We start from the raw sequence: 18,500 nt of genomic DNA, 5'->3' as shown, positions 1-18,500 counted from the left end.
TCGCGTGCAGTTGGCCTATGCTGCTGACAGCATGACGCTGGATCTTTCTGAGGGATGCTCAATGTTTTACGTGCAACGCGATGCGCAGGGTCAGTTGATTCGCGTGGAAGCTGCGGCCTACGCCGAGGCCACGGAAACGCTGCCGGCCGACCACCATGAAATCCAGGCCTGGTTCGCCAACGCGGCCGTGGAAAACAGCCTCAAACAGCTCAAGCAGAGCGACTTTGAAATGATTCGGGTACTCGACGACCTGATTCAGGTGCTGACCCAGAAAGGCGTGATCCGGGTCACCGACCTGCCGCCGGCGGCACAGGCCAAGTTGATGGATCGGACCCAGGCGCGGGAGGCGCTGGGCGGGTTGAGCCAGCTCATTGATGAAGATGAAGGCGGCTTGATTTAGAAGCAAAAGATCGCAGCCTTCGGCAGCTCCTACAGGGAACGCATTCCAATGTAGGAGCTGCCGAAGGCTGCGATCTTTTCGCTTTCAAATCTTGAGATTTACTTCCAGGGCTTGGGTTCACCAAACAACTGCCCCTGCACCCCATACAAGCCCATCTCGCGAATCACCGACAACTCCCCTTCGGTCTCGACCCGCTCGGCAATCAACGGCAGATCAATGCTGTGCGCCGCCCGCTGGATTGCCTCGATGAACAGGCGCTTGTCGCTCTCCTGATCGATGGCCCGAATGTAGCTGCCATCGATCTTCAGGTACGCCAGCCCCAGCCGCGCCAGGTTGCCGATCATGCTGAAGCGCCCGCCGAAGCGCTGCAGACTCAGGGAGAAGCCCAACTCGCGCAGGCGCCGGGTCAGTTGCTCGAGCACCGCTTGTTCCGGCAATTGCTCCTCGCCGATTTCCAGGGTCAGGCGCTCACCGAGGTTGGAGTGGGTACGCAGAATCTCGAACACTCTGTTCAGCGCCTGCGGATCGGCCAGGGTTGCCGAAGACAGGTTCAGCGCCAGCGAGTCATCATGCTCTTTCATCTGCTCCAGCACGCGCTCGAGCATCAAGCGGTCCAGCCGCGCCGTCCAGCCGAAACGCTCGAGCCACGGCAGGAAACGTCCGGCCGCAATGGTCTGGCCCTGATCATCCTGCAACCGTGACAGCACTTTGTAATGCAGCACCAGTTGCGTGTCCTGAGCGGCCACCACCGGCTGGAAAAACAGCTCGAAACGCTGCTGATTCAAGGCCTGATCGAGCAATCGATGCCAGGCGTGGTGATCGTCGCCGACGTCCGCCACCAGACTCTGATCAATACACGCCCAGTTCTGCTCGCCCTGCCCCTCGGCCTGCGCCAGCGCCTGATCGCCGAGGGTCAGCACCGCTTGCGGTGAATCGCCGTGGGCGAACGGGGCGAGGCCGATGGAGGCCACGGCTGGTACATCGGTGGCGCCGGTAGCGTGCAGACTGCTCATCGCGCTGTCGAGGTTCTGTGCCAGTTGCAGCGCTTCTTCGCGCACCAGCCCGGGGGCCAATACGGCGAACTCACCGCCGCGAATACGGGTGACGAGGTTCTGGGTTTCCGGGTATTTGGCGCATTCGCGGGACAGCTGTTCGCCCACCGCTTTCAACAGCTCATCGGTGCGCTGCCCGCCCAGACGCTGGTTGAGCCCGGCCAGATCCTTGACCCGCAACAACAGCAGGTAACCGGAGCTGGCCTGTTCCGGGTTGCTCACCCGGTTGTGCAACTGCATCTCGAAATAGCGTCGGTTAGCCAGCCCCGTGAGGTTGTCCTGATAGGACTCGGCACGCAGTTTTTCACTGCGCTCGGCCTGCTCCTGAAACAGCGCCTTGAGCTTCTCGACCATCTGGTTCATCGCCTGCACCACGCGCCGCAGTTCAGGGGTGCGCGGCAGCTCCGGCAGGCTGAGGAATTCGCGGCGGGCGATGGCGTGGGATTGTTTGACCATGTAATCGAGCGGGCGCAATTGCCGGCGCAGCAGCAGCGCGCCGAGCACCGCACTGACCGCGCCACACAGCAGCAGCCAGCCGAGGCTGCCCAATGCGCTCTGCCACAGCTTGGCCACGGCAAACATCGGGTGGCTGACCACCTCGACCCTCGCTGCCTGCTCCCAGCCACGGCTGACCAGCGCGTCGCCGCCGGCCGGTTCGAGACCGATCAGTTTGACGAACCAGTCAGGCACATTGCTGACTGCCGGAATCCCGCTGCGCTCGACGATGGTCTTGTCGGTCTTGAGGTCGACCACGCGGATGCTCGCGTAATAGCCGCTGTCGAAAATCGAGCTGACCAGCAGCTCGACCATCGCCGGGTCGTCGATATTCGGCGTCAGCGACAACGCCAGCGCCGTGGCGGCGTCCTGGGCGTGGGAGCGCAGCTGGTTGACGTACTGGGTGCGCGAGCTCTCCAGACTGACCATGAAGCTGCCGGTGAAGGCGACCACCAGGAACAGACAGATAGCGATCAACAGCTGTTTGAACAAAGACATCTGAGCGCGTGCTCCTAGTTAGTCGTTTCGACCGGGAAACCTTCGGCCTGCATTTTCTTCAGCACATCCTGCCAGCGCGACAGGCGTTTGGTGTCACCGACCTTTTTGTTGCCCTTGGCCCCCGGCAGGTACAGACCTTCGGCATTGAAAGAGTAGACCGGCAACAGATCGGTTCGCTGGGACGCCGGCTGGATCGGATCGATCAGGCTGTCGAGCACCAGCGGCATGGCATCGGGGGTGGTGTAGTAAGTCAGCACCATGTGCGCGCGATTCTGGCGCAGTGCCTTGACGTAGGTGATGCGCAGCTTGTCACTGGAGACCCCGAGATGGCGCAGGCTGAAATACTTGGCGATTGCGTAGTCTTCGCAATCGCCGGCGCCTTTCCACAACGCTTCGATGGGTGTCTCCCAATAATCGACCTGACCCCACAGATCGATATCCTCTACATAGCGCATCTGTTTGTTGAAAAACAGGTTCACCACCTTGAGCTTTTCCAACTCGCTGACCTGTTTCTGCGTGGCCAGCAGGTTTTGCCATGCATCGATCCGCTGCTGCCCGGCACCCAGCGGCCCGTAAAGTGCTGTAGCTTTGCGGCTGATCGCGGAAAAATCCCAATCGGCATGCAGACCGCCCAGCATGACGCCGGCCAGCAGCAGTGCGCAGCCTAGCCAGCGCAGAGTCCGGGGGATCGCGAAACGTACCGCCACAGCAGGTTTCCAGGGGGCAGGAAGGAAAGCGTTTGATGGTGAAGCTTAGCCCGACAAAAAACAATGGCACCATGAGATCATCGCCATCGCGCTAAACTTCACACAGAACAGCAATCCTTTACACGGTTTGACAAGTTGTAGGGCAATCACTAGTGTCTTTGGATCCAAATTCCGTCGTCATTCAGGGTGAGTAGTTGTGACACAGAAGCCCAAACCGCTGCACAGCATCAAAGTCGATGGGCCGATTCCTGCACACCTCGCCCGTTCGACCATCGAAGAGACCTTGCGCTCGGCGATCCTCGACGGTCGCTTGCCGTGCGGCACCGCCCTGCGCCAGCAGGACCTGGCCGACCTGTTCGGGGTCAGCCGCATGCCGGTGCGCGAGGCTCTGCGCCAGCTCGAAGCGCAGGAACTGCTGAGCGTCACCACCCACAAGGGCGCCGTGGTTGCGCCGCTGATTCAGGGCGACGCCACGGAAACCTACGAGTTGCGGATCCTGCTCGAATCCGAAGCCATGCGCCAATCGATCCCGTTGCTGACCAGCGCCGATCACGCGCACGCCGCCAGCTATATCGAAGAACTCGAAACCCAGCACGACTACACCGAAATCGGGCGGCTCAATCGCCTGTTCCACATGGCCTTGTACAGCAAGGCGCCGAATCGGCGACTGCTGCGGCTCGTCGAAGACGGCCTGAACGAGGAGGAGCGCTTCCTGCGTTTCAACCTCGAAGCCATGGGCCTGGGCAAATTGTCCCAGGAGGATCACCGCGCCATGCTCCAGGCCGTGATCGAGCGCGATGTCGAACTGTCGGTGAAGCTGCTCACGCAGCACCTCAACCGTGGCGTCGACGTGATCACCCGTTTCCTTGCCAGCCCTGCCGGACAAAACCGCAAGGCCGTACGCTGACCCCCTCCACGCCGGTCTCTGGCCTTCGCGCCTGACCGGCGAATAACCCGCTTACAAATCCTCTCGACGCTGCGCGGCAAACCGCCTGGCGGATCGGCCTGTTCGCTCTAACCTCCCTGCGCCGGTTCGCCCGGCATTGCACCTCGCTGCGGACGAATCGGTCATAGCCGTCCCGCCAATTTACCCGCACTCTTTAACGGCCACCCCATGAAGAACGGGCGACACGCCGCACCGCCGGCGCAGTCTCCGCACCAGGAACCTACGGAAGGAGCCTTGCCACGGGATAAAAGGAAGTTACGGCGCCGTTCCCGGCCAACTTTCATTCCTATACATCACTTCAATCTCTGTATCGAAAAGTTGCTTTGAGTGAGGCATTCACTCTTGTACTCAATTTTGGCCTTCATTTGCTGAAAGGAGCAACTACGCCCAAGTAAAACTTAAATCAAAAGTTTTACCGAGCCGACTCATATTCAAAAAACAGACAACTAAAAATAATTCAAAATAAACTTGTTAAGTTATTTGACGATGTATTAGCTTTTCCTCGCCGAGCAGGTTTTACCCTGCAAACACGGCGCAGCTCCGCAGTCAGGCTATAACCCAGGCAGATAAGCGCCAGGCTGTAGCCCAGAGCCTTTCATGCACTTTGCAAACTTTCATTAATCCAAATGAGGCTAGCGTTCGCCAATAGAAAACGTTTCAGACTTATTGAGTCCGCGTTGATGCACTGAACGAGCAACTCCCTCTATTCCAATAACACCGAGGTTCGCCATGATGCCAACTAAAGAACAACTCGCCCTGAAAAAAGCTCAATTGAGCGTTCACCCGATCTTCACTGAGATCGATTCGCTATCGGTACTGCGCCGGTTCATGGAATCCCATGTCTTCGCCGTGTGGGATTTCATGTCGCTGACCAAGCGCCTGCAACAGGAACTGACCTGCACGCGCCTGCCATGGTTACCACCGCGTGACCCGCACGCCGCACGCCTGATCAACGAAATCGTGCTCGGCGAAGAGTCCGACGACCGTCCCGCGCATGGCCACTACAGCCATTTCGAGCTGTACCTGGACGCCATGCGTGAAGTCGGTGCGAGCACCACGGCGGTCGAGCGGTTTGTCGCGCTGCAACAGGAGGGCGTGAGTTACGACGTGGCCCTGCAGAGCGTCGAGGTGGATCCGGCAGCGGCGAAATTTGTTCGCGAGACGCTGAACACCGCGCTGCACGCACCGGGCCACAGCGTTGCCGCCGCGTTCCTGCATGGCCGCGAGAGCGTGATCCCGCCAATGTTCCAGCGCATTCTCGACGACTGGGGGATCGGCATCGAGCAGGCTCCGACCTTTCGCTATTACCTGGAGCGCCACATCGAAGTCGACTCCGAGGATCACGGCCCGGCGGCGGAGCAACTGCTGGAGCGCCTGGTCGATGGCGACCCGCAGCGTGAAGCCGAGGTCTACGCCAGCGCCATCGCGGCGGTGGAAAGCCGCATCGCCCTGTGGGACGGCCTGCGCCTGAGCATGCGTGAACCCTTGGCGGAGGTGGCCCAATGAACGCCGCCGATTACCAATCCTTCGCCGACGCCTGGGAAAACCGCGCCACCATCCGCACCCGGCCACGGCGCGTGCTGGAAGACGATGAACGTCTGATCTACCCACTGAGCCGCCAGCCCCTGGTGCTGAGCGAAACCTTTCTGCGCGAGTGCCCGCAACAACGGGATTTCGCCCTGGTGCAGACGTTGTACAAATTCATCAACGACGTGGTGATTTTCGAAACCGAGATCGTCGACAAGACCGCGCGCAGCATCGCCAAGAATCGCTTCGCCGTGGCCTTCCCGTTCGCCTGTCGCTACGACGCCATGACCGTGGTGGTGGACGAGGATTACCACGCGCTGGTGGCGATGGATTTCATGCAACAGACCGTGGCCATGACCGGTATCGAGCCGATCGAACTGCCCGCGGAAATCGAACTGAACCGGGCGATTCCTGCCGCTGTCGGCCTGGCGCCAGAGCACCTGCGCAGTGCCGTGGAGCTGATCTGCGTGGCCATCGCCGAGAACACCGTGACCGGCGACGTCGCAGCGTTCGCCCGGGACGACACAGTCAAGCCGTCGATCAAAGGGCTGATGGCCGATCATCTGCTCGACGAGGGCCGGCACTCCAGCTTCTGGGCGCGGATGGTGCGCATCTATTGGCACACCGCCAGTGAGGCGGATCGGGAAACCATTGCGCAGATCCTGCCAGTGTTCATCGGCCATTACCTGACCAACGACATTCAGAAGTCCTTCGATCTGCGCCTGATCGACGCGTTGCCGGTCAGCGATGCGATCCGCCGTTCGCTCAAGGACGAGATGGCCGGACTGGCGTTCCCGATCAATCGCCACCATCCGCTGGTGGGCAACATCGTGCGTTTTTTCCACAGCAGCTCGCTACTCGACACGCCCTGCGTGCAGCAAGCCCTGCGTGACTATCTGGTTTGATGAGGAGGCCGACATGAGACGTCTCGACATTTTGCTGATTGGCGCCAGCCAGGCCATGACCGACCTGGCGCAGGAACTCGAACAACACGGTCACGCCTTGCTGCGCAGCGGCGCGGCGCAATCGCCGGTGGATCTGATCATCGACGATGGCTTCATCGGCGCCGGCGATTTCTGTGCAATCGCGCACCTGCATCTGCGCCTGGGTATCGGTGCACCGAGCATTGGCGGTTTGCCGACACTCGACCTGCTGTGTTTCCTCGGCTCGTCACTGATCAGCCGCGTGCCGATTGGCGATGAGCCGTCCGGCAACGGTCAGGCACTGCGCCAGCGAGTGCTGACCCATGTGGTGGACGAAGTCGCGTTGCTGGTCAGCCGTTTCTCCCGCGACGCCGAGTATTTCCAGCAGGCAACGCCCGCCACGGCGCCGGACTTCGAACAGGTGGAGGACCTGCTGTTTCTCGACAGTCTGGCCTACGTCCATCGCCTCAACGCCACGGCGCATCCGGCGTTGTTGCAACAGGCGCAGACGCCGCTGATCGAGCGTCTGCAACACAGCCTGATCGAACACGCCGAGCGACCGGCGCTGCACCTGGCCGAGCAGTCGCTCAGCTATCACCAGTTGCACGCTCACAGTCGTGCGATCCAGCAGCGTCTGCTGCCACTGCTCGAGCAGCATCCGCAGCCGTGGGTCGTCGGCATTTGCCAGCCGAAAAGCCCTGCGCTGTTCGCCTCGATTCTGGCGCTGCTCGGCAGTGGCGCGGTGTATCTGCCGCTGGAGCCGAGCCATCCGTTGCAACGCCAGCAATACATCCTGCAAAACGCCGGTGCGGTGTTGTTGCTGCACGACGGCGAGCATCCGCTCAGTGAGTCGATGCCCGGGCTGGATGTCAGTCGTATCGACAGCGCGGACGCCGATCTCAGCCAACCGCTGATGCGTCAGCGTCCCGAGCTCGAAGCACCGTGCATGGCGCTCTACACCTCGGGCACCACCGGCCATCCAAAGGGCGTGCTGCTGAGCCAGGCGAACCTTGCGCACTTCACCGCGTGGTACGCCGATTACGTGCAGTTGCACGCTGAAAGTCGGGTCTTGCAGTTTTCTTCGTTGAGTTTCGATTCTTCGCTGATCGATATCTTTCCGACGCTGCTCGAAGGCGCCGAACTGGTGGTGCCCGATGACACTCAACGCCGCGATCCGCTGCAACTGGTGGCGTTGATCCGTCGCCGGCAACTGACCCATGCGTTCCTGCCGCCGGCGCTGCTGAGCATCCTGCCGCTGGAGCAGCTGCAAGGTGTGGAGGTGATGACCGGTGGCGACGTCTGCGAGCCCTTCGTCATCGAGCAACTGACCCGGCAGGGCAAGCTGCACAATCTCTACGGCCCCACCGAGGCCACGGTGTTGATCACCGCCCGACAACTCAAGCCGGGTGACAGCAACCGCACCCTCGGCGCACCGATTGCCAACAGTCAGGTGTTGATTCTCGACGATGGCCTGCAACCGGTACCGGAGCACACCGTCGGCGAGTTGTTCATCGTCGGCCCCGGCGTCTGCCTCGGCTATTTGAACAATCCGCAGCAGACCGCCGAGCGCTATCTGACCCTGCAACTGCCGCACGGCCAGACAATGCGCGCCTACCGCAGCGGCGACATGGCCAAGTGGGGCGCACACGGGATCGAGCTGTGCGGGCGACGCGACAATCAGGTGAAGATCCGTGGTTTCCGGGTCGAGCCGGAAGAGATCGAACGCTGCCTGCGTGAGAGCCAGTTGTACCGTCAGCTGGCGGTGGTGATCGACAGTCAGCGGCGAATTCTGGCGTTCCTCGCCCAGCCACAATCAGACGCCGCCCGCGATGCATTGAAGGCCCATGCCCAGCAGTTTCTGCCGGACTACATGCAACCGGTGGCGTGGACTGAACTGCCGCACATGCCGTTCGCCAGCAACGGTAAGGTCGACCGCAAAGCCTTGCTGGAGCTGCCGGTGAGCTTGCAGGACAGCGGACCGAAATGCCTGCCGGCGAATGCCGACGAAGCCCTGTTGCTGGAGATCTGGGCGGAACTGCTGGAACTGCCCGGCAGCGATATTTCCACCGACGAGAGTTTCTTCAACCTCGGTGGTCACTCGATTCTGCTGTCACGCATGTTGCTGCGTTTGCGTGAGGAATTCGGGCGCAGCATCTCGATCAACCGCTTCATCGAACTGCCGACCATCATCAAGCTCGCGACGCTGGTGCGCGGTACCGATGACAACGCGGTGCTCAGCGCCCAGGCCATGGCCGACGCCGAGCGCCCACTGCACATCGAGCCGCTGCCGATCAGTCGTCTGGGCGATGTGCACAAGGTGATCGTCACTGGCGCCAACAGCTTTGTCGGCGTGCACATCGTCGAAGCGCTGCTCGGTTGGGGCGCCAGCGAAGTGGCGTGTCTGGTGCGTGACGGTGGCGGGCAAACGGCGGCGCAGCGCTTCGCCCAGGCGTTGCGCGAGAACCGTCTGGAGCATCTGGACTTGAGTCGGGTGCAGATCTATTCGGCAGACATCACCCGCCCGCAACTGGGGCTGGCCGACGACGATTATCAGCGCCTCGATCGCGAGTTCGGCGCGCTGGTGCACAACGCCGCCAACGTCAATCACGTGCTCGATTACGAGTCACTGGCAGCGGATAACGTCGAGCCGATCTTCGAGCTGTTGCGCCTGTGCGAAGGGCGCAGCAAGAAGGTCTTCAACTTCGTCTCGACGCTGTCGGCTTCAAGCACGGTCGATGGCGAAGGCCGAGTGCTCGAGTTGCCCGCCGCAGAGACCCCGCCGATCTACATCCGCAACGGCTACAACCTGTCGAAATGGGTCGGCGAACGCATCCTCGAACGGGCCCGCGAGCGTGGGGTGTGGGTCAACCTGTACCGCCCCGGCAACATCAGTTTCAACAGCTTGAGCGGCGTCTGCCAGCCGCACAAAAACCGTTTGATGCTGATGCTCAAGGGTTCGATCCAGCTCGGTCAGGTGCCGGCCTTCGCGCTGAATTTTGACCTGATGCCGGTGGACTTTCTCGCCCGTTTCATCGCCTTCCACGCCAGCCGTTATTCGACCGAGCGCGCGGTGTTCAACCTGCACAACCCCGAGCCGCTGAGTTGGGATGCCTACGTCGCCTCGTTCCGCGAAACCGGCAGCGAGTTCTCGCTGGTCAGCGTGGCCGACTGGCAGCAGCAACTGGGCCGGGTCGATGCCGACAACGCGCTGTTCGGCGTGCTCGGTTTCTACCTCAACGGCTTCGAGGAAGACATCGGCGACATCTCCCTGATCGGTCACGCCAACGCGGAGGCCGGCGTGCAACAAATGGGCGCGCACTACCCGGAAAAATCCCCGGCGCTGCTGCGTCGCGGCTGCGATTACCTGAAACAGATCAACTTCATCTAGTTCAACCCAAAGGAGCAACACCATGAGCAATCTGCAACCCGACACCCTGATCAAAAACCCGCACGGCTGCCACGTTGTGTCTTCGGTGGAAGTGCCGGCGGACGCGGCGCAGGTCTGGGCGGTGGTCGGCAATTTTGGCGGCTTCGACCGCTTTATTCCGGCGCTGTCGCACATCGAAATGACCGGCGAAGGTGTGTCTTCGCTGCGCAAGAAATTTTTCAAGGACGGCAACGTGGTGGTCGAGCAACTCAACTCCCGCGATGAGCAGGCGCGGGCCATGACCTGGACCACGATCTACAACACCCTGGGGGTGGCCAATCTGTGGGCGGCGATGAATGTGGAATCGCTGGGGGCGGGGAAGTCGCGGGCGACCTGGACGATCATTGCCGAACCGGCTTCAGGGGGGGAAGAAGCGCTGCCGGGGTTCAAGGATTTTGTGCAGGGGTTTGCTGATGATGCGATGGGAAATGTTTTGAAGCTGTTTGTTTAAGGCTTCAGTTCGGCGGTGACTGATCCACCGCTATCGCGAGCAGGCTCACTCCTACAGTTGGAATGCGTTCCCCTGTAAGAGTGAGCCTGCTCGCGATGAACGATAACGCGGTCTTCAATCTGAAGATCAGATTTTGAAACTATCAACCAACTGCTTCAACCGGTTGGCCTGCTGCGACAAGGCATCACAATCCTTCAACGTCTCGTTGAGGTTGGCGACGCTCTGCTGGTTCAACAGGTTGATCTGGTTGACGTCGACGTTGAGGGTTTCCACCACGGCGGTCTGCTCTTCGGTCGCGGCAGCCACCGACTGGTTCATGCCGTCGATCTCGCCGATGCGCTGGGTCACGCTGACCAGTCGCAGACCGGCCTGGTTCGCCACTTCCACGCTTTCTTCGCTGGACGCCTGACTGGCGTTCATGGTGGTCACCGCTTCACGCGAGCCGACCTGCAACGAAGTGATCATCTTGTGGATCTCTTCCGCCGACTCCTGGGTGCGATGGGCGAGGTTGCGCACTTCGTCCGCCACCACCGCAAAACCACGTCCGGCTTCGCCGGCACGCGCCGCTTCGATCGCCGCGTTGAGTGCCAGCAGGTTGGTCTGCTGCGAGATGCCTTTGATCACATCGAGAATGTGGCCGATGTTGTCGGTGCTGGCATTCAGGGTTTCGATCTGGGTGCACGACAGGCTGATCTTCTGCGACAGCTCGGTCATGGCCTGGATGGTTTGCTCAACCACCTGACGGCCGTCATCGGCCTGCTCGCTCGCGCCGCTGGCGTGTTGCGAAGCATCGGCGGCGTTGCGGGCGATTTCCTGAGTGGCGGCGCCCAACTGGTTGATCGCGGCAGCCACGCTGTTGGTGCGTGCGCTTTGTTCGTCGGAACCGATGATCGAGGCGTTGGACGACGCCATCACCCGTTGCGACAGGTCGTGCACGTGACGGGTGGCTGACGACACTTCGGAAATCGACGCGTGAATCCGTTCGACGAACTGGTTGAACGAGCTGCCCAGTTCCGCGAACTCATCCTTGCCTTCCACGACCAGACGACGGGTCAGGTCGCCTTCGCCCTGGGCGATGTCCTGCATCGCACGACCCATGGTGGTCAGCGGACGCATCAACACATTGATCAGCAGGCTCAGCAGCAGCGCAATCGCGGCGACCGCAACGAACATGGCGATCAGCGCCGAAGTACGGAATTGGCTGAGAGCGGCGTAGGCCTTGTCGCGATCGATCGACAGACCGATGTACCACTGGGCATTCGGCAAATCGCTGACCGGGGTGAACGACAGGATGCGTTCCTGACCATTGAGCACCACGTTCTGGTTGCCCTTCTCGATGCGCACGCTGGCGTTCGGGTAGATGTCCTTCAGGTTCTTCATCACCTGATCCTTGTCCGGGCTGACGATCACCTGACCGTCGGCGCTGACCAGGAACGCATGACCCAAGCCACCGAAGTCCACCGAGTTGATGATCTTCACCAGGGTTTCCAGGCTCAGGTCACCACCGACCACACCGAGCAGTTCGCCGTCCTTCTTCACCGGCATGGCGATGGTCACCACCAGACCACCGACGGCGGCCATGTAAGGCGGGGTCAGCATGGTCTTGTCGGCGGCGACGGCTTGCTTGTACCAGGGGCGCTGACGCGGGTCGTAGCCGTCTGGCATTTTCGCGTCCGGGCGCTGGGTGAATACACCGTTGGCCTGGCCGACGTAGGTGAACTGGAAGTTCGAGGTGAAGGCCGGTTGATCGACCAGCCCCGGGAAGTCGGCGTTCTTGCCCTGATGGGCAACGTTCTGCGCGAGGTTTTCCAGCACCAGAATCCGCCCGCTCATCCAGTTCTGCACGCTGCTGGCGGTCAGATCGCCGGCCTGCTGCACGGAGGACTGGAGGTTCTGGCGAATGGTGTTTCGCTGCAGATAGTCGTTGTAGAGGGTGAACAAAGCGAAAGCCAGGACCACGACGCCCGAGGCGGCCAACAGGATTTTATGGCTGAACTTGAGATTCATTTCATGGGACTTCTTATGCAAAAGTGGGGATGCGTTCCGGGATGCAACATTCCATGTAGCTCCAAATATCCAATAGTTGGCAGGCAGCGTTCTGATGGCCGCTCTACTTTGGTGCACGCATGTCTCACCAGTCTGTCGGCACCGTTCGCAGAAATCTTAGGGCTGTGTGGGAAATGCACGGCATTTCTGTCAGATTCCCGCCGAACGGCGCGCCAGAGCGTTCGCCTTGAGTTTTTCAAGAACGTTATTCGAGTGGAGGTTGCAAAATTTCCAGCCCTTGATAAAAATGCGACTAATTATCATTTGTGACGTCCGGGCTGTCGCGTTCATGTCCTCACCTGAGTTTGCAGTGCAGCCGCTTTACAGTAGTCATCACGGCTGGCTCAACGCCTGGCTGCGGGCGCGGCTGGGCAATGCCGCGGACGCGGCGGATCTGGCGCAGGACACGTTCGTGCGCCTGTTGCAACGCACCGAACGCCTGGAGCTCAAGGCGCCGCGCGCTTTTTTGCGTACCATCGCCCGCGGTCTGGTGATCGACCATTGGCGCCGTGAAGAAATCGAACGCGCCTATCTCGAAGCCATCGCCCACTTGCCCGAAGCCGAAACCCCGAGTGCCGAGGCCCGCGCCCTGGTAATCGAATTGCTCGAAAGCGTCGCGCGCATGCTCGAAGGCCTGCGGCCGAAAGTGCGTCAGGCGTTTCTGCTGGCGCAGTGCGAAGGTTTGACCCACAAGCAGATCGCCGAGCAGATGGGTTTGTCGCTGCGCTCGGTGGAGCGTTACGTCGCCGATGCGCTGTATCACTGCTACGTGTTGCGGTACGCAAGCTGATGCCTGTGGATAACGTCTCGGCCGGACGCCGCGCCGAACCGCCGCAACAGGTGGTCAAACAAGCCATTCATTGGCTGCTGCGGCTGCGCAACAACCACGGCAATGCGCGCCTGAGTCGCCAGTGCGAAGCCTGGCGCGCCGAACATCATGAGCATGAACTGGCCTGGCAGCGCGTGCAGTCGCTGCAGGCTGAACTGAGCCATAACCTGCGCGCAGTACCCAGTGCACAGGTGGCGCTCAATACTCTGGAAAACAGTGCGCAGGGACTCGGACGGCGCCAGGCCTTGAAGCTGTTGTCCGGTGCCTTGCTGATGGGCTCCGCCGCGTGGCTGGCCAAGGACACCTCTGCCTGGCAGCAGTGGCGCGCCGACTACGCCACGGCGACCGGCGAGCGTCGCGGCTTCCAGTTGCCCGACGGCACGCGGATCGAACTCAACACCGCCAGCGCAGTGGATCTGGATTACACCGCGCAACAGCGGCTGATCAAACTCACCCGCGGCGAAATCATCGTCACGTGCGGCGGTAACGATGAAGGCGCGGCGTTCAACCGAGCGCTTCGCGTGCAAAGCCGTCACGGCATTTATGAACCGACCAATGCCCGCTTCATTCTGCGTCAGGACAGCGATTGCACGCGGCTGAGCGTCACCACCGGGAGCGTCGCCATCCACAGCGGCGGAGCCTCGTTTGAGGCGCTCGCCGGGCAGACCTACCTGATCGACCACCACCAGGTACGCCCGGCGCCGCCACTGGATATGGACGCGGGCGCATGGGTCGACGGTTTGATCGTGACTCGCAACATACGCCTGGGCGATTTTCTCAACGAGGTCGGACGTTATCGGCAGGGTTTCGTGACGTGTGCGTCGGCCGTGGCTGATCTGCGCCTGTCCGGGGTGTTCCGCCTGGAGGACACCGACAAGCTGCTGGCCATCCTGCCGCAGACCCTGCCGGTGCAATTGCGTTATCGCACCCGTTGGTGGGTCACGCTGGAGCCAGTGGCCTGAAATTATTTTGGCGGGTTTTCGCGGCAAGTCCGGCTTGGTCAGTAAGTACTTCAACTCAGCCTTTGCGACTTGCCACGGAAACCTACAATGACGGTCCGCATCACCTGTAAGAAACCGCTGCATTTCACTGCCGAATCGGGCCTGTTGCGCCACGCCATTCGCGCCGCCCTGTTCTCCACTGTTTTGGGTGCAAGTGTGCTGCCCGGCCTGAGCTTCGCCGCCAATGCCAGTGAGACCAGCAGTCAGCGCTACAACATCGTCGCCGGCCCGCTGGGCGAAGCGCTGAACCAGTTTGCGCGCCAGGCCGGCATCACCTTGTCGATGACCCCGCAGCAAACGCAGGGGCGGCAGTCTCCCGGCGTGCAGGGCGAATACTCAACGGATCAGGCGTTGAGCCATTTGCTCAGTGGCTCGGGTCTGGAGGCGGTCAGCCGGGACGGTAACAGCTACATTCTGCATTCAGTCAGCGACAGCGCCGCCCTGGCGCTGCCGACCACCGATATCAAAGGCTTCGCCCTCGGTAACGCACTGGGCAACATGGAGGGCTACAACGCCACCCACAGCCAGATCGCCACCAAGACCAGTACCGCGTTGCTGGAAACCTCGCAAAGCGTGTCCGTGGTCACTCGCGAACAAATGGACGACCAGGGCTCGCAGACCGTCTCCCAGGCAATGCGCTATACCCCCGGCGTGCTGACCAACCCGTACGGCGCGACCCATCGCTACGACTATGTAGCGATGCGCGGTTTCAACGACGGCTCGGTGGACAACATCTACCTCGACGGCCTCAAGTCGATGGGCGACAGCGGGACCTACAGCACCATGCAGGTCGATCCGTATTTCCTCGAGCGCGTGGATATTCTCAAAGGCCCATCGTCGGTGTTGTACGGCCGCAGTTCGCCCGGTGGCCTCGTGGCACTGACCAGCAAGCAGCCGTTGTACGAGGCCTATCATCAGGTGCAGGCCACGGTCGGTACCCAGGGTCAGCGCGGGATCGGTTTTGACTTCAGCGGTCCGGTCGATGACGACAAGCGCATTGCCTATCGTCTGACCGGTTTGACGGATCAGTCCGACACGCAATTCGACCACAACAAGGAAAAACGCTTCGCCCTCGCCCCGACCCTGAGCATCGATTTCACTGAAGACACCTCGCTGACGCTGCAAGCGTATCTGCAACACGATCCGGATGGCGGCTACCACGGTGGCGTGCCGGCGGATGGCACGATTCATCAGCGCAACGGCAAGCGTATCTCGTCGCATTTCTTCGAAGGTGAGCCGGGGGTTGACGGGTATTCGCGGGATCAGCAGTCGTTCGGCTATCAGTTCGAACATCGCTTCAACGATGTCTTCACGGCGCGGCAGAACTTCCGTTACCTCGACTCCAAAGTGAACATGGATCAGGTCTACGCCTACGGCTGGACGACGCCGACCAGCAACGAACTGAACCGTTACTACACCGGCGGCGATGAGCGCCTGCATGCGTTCATCGTCGACAACATGCTGCAGGCCGAATTCTTCACCGGTGCCACCAAGCACACCGTGTTGATGGGCGCCGACTATCAGCGACGCAAGACGGTGGTCGACTGGACCAGCGGCGGTCTGACGCCGATCAATGCGTTCAACCCGGTCTACGGCAACGCGGCGATCGACCTGTACGGTCAGACCAGTTACCTACGGCGCCTGGAGCAGACCGGGGTGTACCTGCAGGACCTGATCGAGCTGGACCAATGGCGCTTCTCGCTGGGTCTGCGCCAGGACTGGGTCGAGACCTCCGATGAAAACCGCATCGCCGAAGCAGAACGCCCGGTGGGCACCGAAATCAATGACCGTCGCACCAAACTGACCGGCCGCGCGGGCGTGCTGTATCTGTTCGATAACGACCTGGCGCCATACATCAGTTATTCCGAGTCGTTTAACCCGAACTCGTATGCCGACAGCGCCGGCAATCCGCTGCCACCGACCGACGGGACGCAGTGGGAAGTCGGCCTGAAGTACCAGCCGCCGGGCACCGACAACCTGTTCACCGCCTCGCTGTTCCGGATCGATCAAGAGAACCTGGCAACCAAGCTGCCGCAGGAAAACTTCTACCGCGCTGTCGGTGCCGTGCGTTCGCAAGGTCTGGAGCTGGAAGCGCACATGCAGATGACCGACAACCTGAAAGTCCTCGGCAGCTACACCTTCACCGATATCGAGTACTCGAAGTCGATGGTCAGCACCCTGAGCACGCCGACCGACGTGATCGAGAACAAAGGCAATTCGCCGACTCAGGCACCGCGGCACATGGCCTCGTTGTGGGCGGACTACAAGTTCGACAGCGCAGCACTCGATGGCCTGCGTCTGGGCGGTGGTGTGCGCTATGTCGGCTACAGCTGGGCGGATGCAGAAAACACCATGAAGGTGCCTTCCTACACCTTGTTCGACGCATCGATCGGCTACGACCTGGGCAAGGTCGGCTTGAAGGGTGTCGACGTGCGCCTGAACGCGAACAACCTGACCAACGAATCCTACGTGGCCTCCTGCGCGAGCCTGAACTTTTGCTACATGGGCGAAGAGCGCAACGTCGCCGCCACGGTCAGCTACCAGTTCTAAGGCTTTGCCTTGTGCATAAAAAAGCCAGTCCCTGATTGTTCAGGGGCTGGCTTTGTCGTCTCTGTGAGGAATCTTTCATGCGCGCATTGTTAGTGTTGTTACATCGTTATATCGGCTTGGCCACGGCGGTGTTTTTGCTGCTGGCCGGCATCACCGGCAGCATTCTGGCGTTCAATCACGAGCTGGATGAATGGCTGAATCCGCAGTTTTATGCAGCCTCCGCCGAGGGGCAGCGTTTGCCTCCCGGAACGTTGGTAGATGCTGTGCAAAACACGCATCCGAAGTTGCAGGTCTGGTACATGGAGTATCCGGACGAATTGGGGCATACCGCGTTATTGGCGGCTGTCCCGCGCAATGATCCGGCGACAGGCAAACCGTTTGATGAGCGCAATCAGGTGTTCTATCTGGACCCAGTGAGTGCCAAGCAGAAAGGCCAGCGTTACTGGGGCGAGTGTTGCTTTGCGCGGGAAAACTTTGTTCCGTTCATTCTCGAGTTTCATTACAACCTGACGCTCCCCGGTAACTGGGGTTTGTGGCTGATGGGCCTGGTCGCCATCGCCTGGGTGATCGATTGCTTTATTGCGCTGTGGCTCACGCTTCCGCGGGGCAAGCCGTTCTGGAAGAAGTGGTCGACGGCCTGGAAGATCAAGGGCGGGCATGCTTACCGGCTCAACTTCGATCTGCATCGTGCGGGGGGATTATGGCTATGGTTGTTGCTCCTGCCGATTGCGGTCAGCAGCGTCGCGATGAATCTGCCGAGCCAGGTATTCAAACCGGCAGTGTCGTTGTTTTCGCCCATTGAGCCGAGCTTGTATGAGGCCCGCGGGCGAATGCCTCCTTCCGAGTTGGGCGTGACGCAGTTGAGTTATCAACAGGCATACGAGAGGGCATTACAGGAGGGCAAAAGGTTAGGGCTGACGGCAGCGATCGGGGAGTTGTATTACAGCTTTGAGTACAACTTCTACGGTGCCGGGTTTGGACAGCACGACACTGAGGCCCATGGTAAATCCTGGTTGTTCTTTCACGGCACGGACGGACGATTACTAGGGCAGGAGATCGCTGGACAAGGGACGTTGGGGGAACGGTTTTATCGATTGCAGTTACCGATACATGGCGGGCGGATCATTGGTTTTACGGGGCAGGTGATCATCGCGGTATTGGGTGTTCTGATTGCGGGTCTGTCAGCGACGGGCGTCTACATCTGGTGGCGCAAGTGGCAGGCCCGGCGCATCAGCAAGGCTCGCAAAACAGCCTGACGTCCGGATTTCTGCCAGTCCCTGAAACGACAAAACCCCTGTCTGCGTCAGCAGACAGGGGTTCTGGAATTTAATCTTGACGATGACCTACTCTCACATGGGGAAACCCCACACTACCATCGGCGATGCATCGTTTCACTGCTGAGTTCGGGATGGGATCAGGTGGTTCCAACGCTCTATGGTCGTCAAGAAATTCTGTATCTGGCCCGTCAACACGGTAACGTACCAGCAAAAATGGGAACTTCTACTAAAACAAAACCCCAACTGCTTTCGCAATTGGGGTTTCGGAATTTAATCTTGACGATGACCTACTCTCACATGGGGAAACCCCACACTACCATCGGCGATGCATCGTTTCACTTCTGAGTTCGGGATGGGATCAGGTGGTTCCA

The 18,500-nt window shown here is 60.5% G+C and carries 13 protein-coding genes and 2 rRNA genes; 10 read left to right on the top strand and 5 right to left on the bottom strand.

Annotation, left to right across the window (positions count from 1 at the left end; translation table 11 throughout):
- The first annotated feature begins 61 nt into the window (after nucleotides 1–61).
- Complete coding sequence (locus KKQ10_RS11060) at nucleotides 62–400, top strand: tryptophan synthase subunit beta (protein ID WP_127652684.1); 339 nt, start codon at nucleotides 62–64, stop codon at nucleotides 398–400.
- A 98-nt stretch (nucleotides 401–498) separates the two neighbouring features.
- Here KKQ10_RS11060 and lapD read toward each other — a convergent pair whose 3' ends face one another.
- Nucleotides 499–2,445, bottom strand: coding sequence for a cyclic di-GMP receptor LapD (gene lapD / locus KKQ10_RS11055; RefSeq protein WP_215501109.1), 1,947 nt, complete (start codon nucleotides 2,443–2,445; stop codon nucleotides 499–501).
- Between the two features lie 14 nt (nucleotides 2,446–2,459).
- Nucleotides 2,460–3,152, bottom strand: coding sequence for a cysteine protease LapG (gene lapG, locus KKQ10_RS11050; RefSeq protein ID WP_127652638.1), 693 nt, complete (start codon nucleotides 3,150–3,152; stop codon nucleotides 2,460–2,462).
- 196 nt (nucleotides 3,153–3,348) lie between these two features.
- On the opposite strand from lapG, the gene KKQ10_RS11045 reads away from it, so the two are divergent.
- The 5 genes from KKQ10_RS11045 (at nucleotide 3,349) to KKQ10_RS11025 (ending at nucleotide 10,426) form a co-directional block, all read left to right on the top strand.
- On the top strand, nucleotides 3,349–4,059 hold the full coding sequence (locus KKQ10_RS11045; RefSeq protein ID WP_127652637.1) for a GntR family transcriptional regulator: 711 nt from the start codon (nucleotides 3,349–3,351) through the stop codon (nucleotides 4,057–4,059).
- 768 nt (nucleotides 4,060–4,827) lie between these two features.
- The gene (locus tag KKQ10_RS11040) at nucleotides 4,828–5,604 is read left to right on the top strand and encodes a DUF3050 domain-containing protein (protein WP_003220443.1); all 777 of its coding nucleotides are present in this window, start codon (nucleotides 4,828–4,830) and stop codon (nucleotides 5,602–5,604) included.
- Nucleotides 5,601–6,530: a diiron oxygenase gene (locus tag KKQ10_RS11035; protein ID WP_215501108.1), complete on the top strand. Its 930-nt coding sequence runs from the start codon at nucleotides 5,601–5,603 to the stop codon at nucleotides 6,528–6,530. The genes KKQ10_RS11040 and KKQ10_RS11035 overlap by 4 nt, the downstream gene beginning before the upstream one ends.
- Nucleotides 6,531–6,543: 13 nt before the next feature.
- Entirely contained in the window at nucleotides 6,544–9,936 is a 3,393-nt protein-coding gene (locus KKQ10_RS11030; RefSeq protein WP_215501107.1) for an amino acid adenylation domain-containing protein, read from the top strand.
- A 22-nt stretch (nucleotides 9,937–9,958) separates the two neighbouring features.
- On the top strand, nucleotides 9,959–10,426 hold the full coding sequence (locus KKQ10_RS11025; RefSeq protein WP_127652634.1) for an SRPBCC family protein: 468 nt from the start codon (nucleotides 9,959–9,961) through the stop codon (nucleotides 10,424–10,426).
- Nucleotides 10,427–10,552: 126 nt separating this feature from the next.
- Here KKQ10_RS11025 and KKQ10_RS11020 read toward each other — a convergent pair whose 3' ends face one another.
- Complete coding sequence (locus KKQ10_RS11020) at nucleotides 10,553–12,433, bottom strand: methyl-accepting chemotaxis protein (RefSeq protein WP_127652633.1); 1,881 nt, start codon at nucleotides 12,431–12,433, stop codon at nucleotides 10,553–10,555.
- Nucleotides 12,434–12,761: 328 nt separating this feature from the next.
- Between KKQ10_RS11020 and KKQ10_RS11015 the strand changes: the two genes are divergently transcribed.
- The 4 genes from KKQ10_RS11015 (at nucleotide 12,762) to KKQ10_RS11000 (ending at nucleotide 18,108) form a co-directional block, all read left to right on the top strand.
- Complete coding sequence (locus KKQ10_RS11015; protein WP_215501106.1) at nucleotides 12,762–13,262, top strand: sigma-70 family RNA polymerase sigma factor; 501 nt, start codon at nucleotides 12,762–12,764, stop codon at nucleotides 13,260–13,262.
- On the top strand, nucleotides 13,262–14,263 hold the full coding sequence (locus tag KKQ10_RS11010; protein WP_215501105.1) for a FecR domain-containing protein: 1,002 nt from the start codon (nucleotides 13,262–13,264) through the stop codon (nucleotides 14,261–14,263). The genes KKQ10_RS11015 and KKQ10_RS11010 overlap by 1 nt, the downstream gene beginning before the upstream one ends.
- Nucleotides 14,264–14,350: 87 nt before the next feature.
- Nucleotides 14,351–16,852: a TonB-dependent siderophore receptor gene (locus KKQ10_RS11005; RefSeq protein ID WP_215501104.1), complete on the top strand. Its 2,502-nt coding sequence runs from the start codon at nucleotides 14,351–14,353 to the stop codon at nucleotides 16,850–16,852.
- 77 nt (nucleotides 16,853–16,929) lie between these two features.
- Nucleotides 16,930–18,108, top strand: coding sequence for a PepSY-associated TM helix domain-containing protein (locus KKQ10_RS11000; protein WP_215501103.1), 1,179 nt, complete (start codon nucleotides 16,930–16,932; stop codon nucleotides 18,106–18,108).
- Between the two features lie 74 nt (nucleotides 18,109–18,182).
- On the opposite strand, the gene rrf (KKQ10_RS10995) is transcribed toward KKQ10_RS11000, so the two are convergent.
- Both rrf (KKQ10_RS10995) and rrf (KKQ10_RS10990) read right to left on the bottom strand, forming a co-directional pair.
- Nucleotides 18,183–18,298 (bottom strand): 5S ribosomal RNA (gene rrf, locus KKQ10_RS10995).
- A 105-nt stretch (nucleotides 18,299–18,403) separates the two neighbouring features.
- Nucleotides 18,404–18,500 (bottom strand): 5S ribosomal RNA (rrf, locus tag KKQ10_RS10990); the annotation flags it as partial.

Source organism: Pseudomonas sp. MG-9 (assembly GCF_018729515.1).
GTDB lineage: Bacteria > Pseudomonadota > Gammaproteobacteria > Pseudomonadales > Pseudomonadaceae > Aquipseudomonas > Aquipseudomonas serboccidentalis.
This window is presented reverse-complemented; position numbering and strand designations above follow the sequence as displayed.

Coding starts and splice junctions, on each gene's coding strand:
- KKQ10_RS11060 (WP_127652684.1), top strand. CDS start 62: ATGTTTTACGTGCAACGCGATGCGCAGGGTCAGTTGATTCGCGTGGAA.
- lapD (WP_215501109.1), bottom strand. CDS start 2,445: ATGTCTTTGTTCAAACAGCTGTTGATCGCTATCTGTCTGTTCCTGGTG.
- KKQ10_RS11040 (WP_003220443.1), top strand. CDS start 4,828: ATGATGCCAACTAAAGAACAACTCGCCCTGAAAAAAGCTCAATTGAGC.
- KKQ10_RS11035 (WP_215501108.1), top strand. CDS start 5,601: ATGAACGCCGCCGATTACCAATCCTTCGCCGACGCCTGGGAAAACCGC.
- KKQ10_RS11030 (WP_215501107.1), top strand. CDS start 6,544: ATGAGACGTCTCGACATTTTGCTGATTGGCGCCAGCCAGGCCATGACC.
- KKQ10_RS11025 (WP_127652634.1), top strand. CDS start 9,959: ATGAGCAATCTGCAACCCGACACCCTGATCAAAAACCCGCACGGCTGC.
- KKQ10_RS11020 (WP_127652633.1), bottom strand. CDS start 12,433: ATGAATCTCAAGTTCAGCCATAAAATCCTGTTGGCCGCCTCGGGCGTC.
- KKQ10_RS11015 (WP_215501106.1), top strand. CDS start 12,762: ATGTCCTCACCTGAGTTTGCAGTGCAGCCGCTTTACAGTAGTCATCAC.
- KKQ10_RS11010 (WP_215501105.1), top strand. CDS start 13,262: ATGCCTGTGGATAACGTCTCGGCCGGACGCCGCGCCGAACCGCCGCAA.
- KKQ10_RS11005 (WP_215501104.1), top strand. CDS start 14,351: ATGACGGTCCGCATCACCTGTAAGAAACCGCTGCATTTCACTGCCGAA.
- KKQ10_RS11000 (WP_215501103.1), top strand. CDS start 16,930: ATGCGCGCATTGTTAGTGTTGTTACATCGTTATATCGGCTTGGCCACG.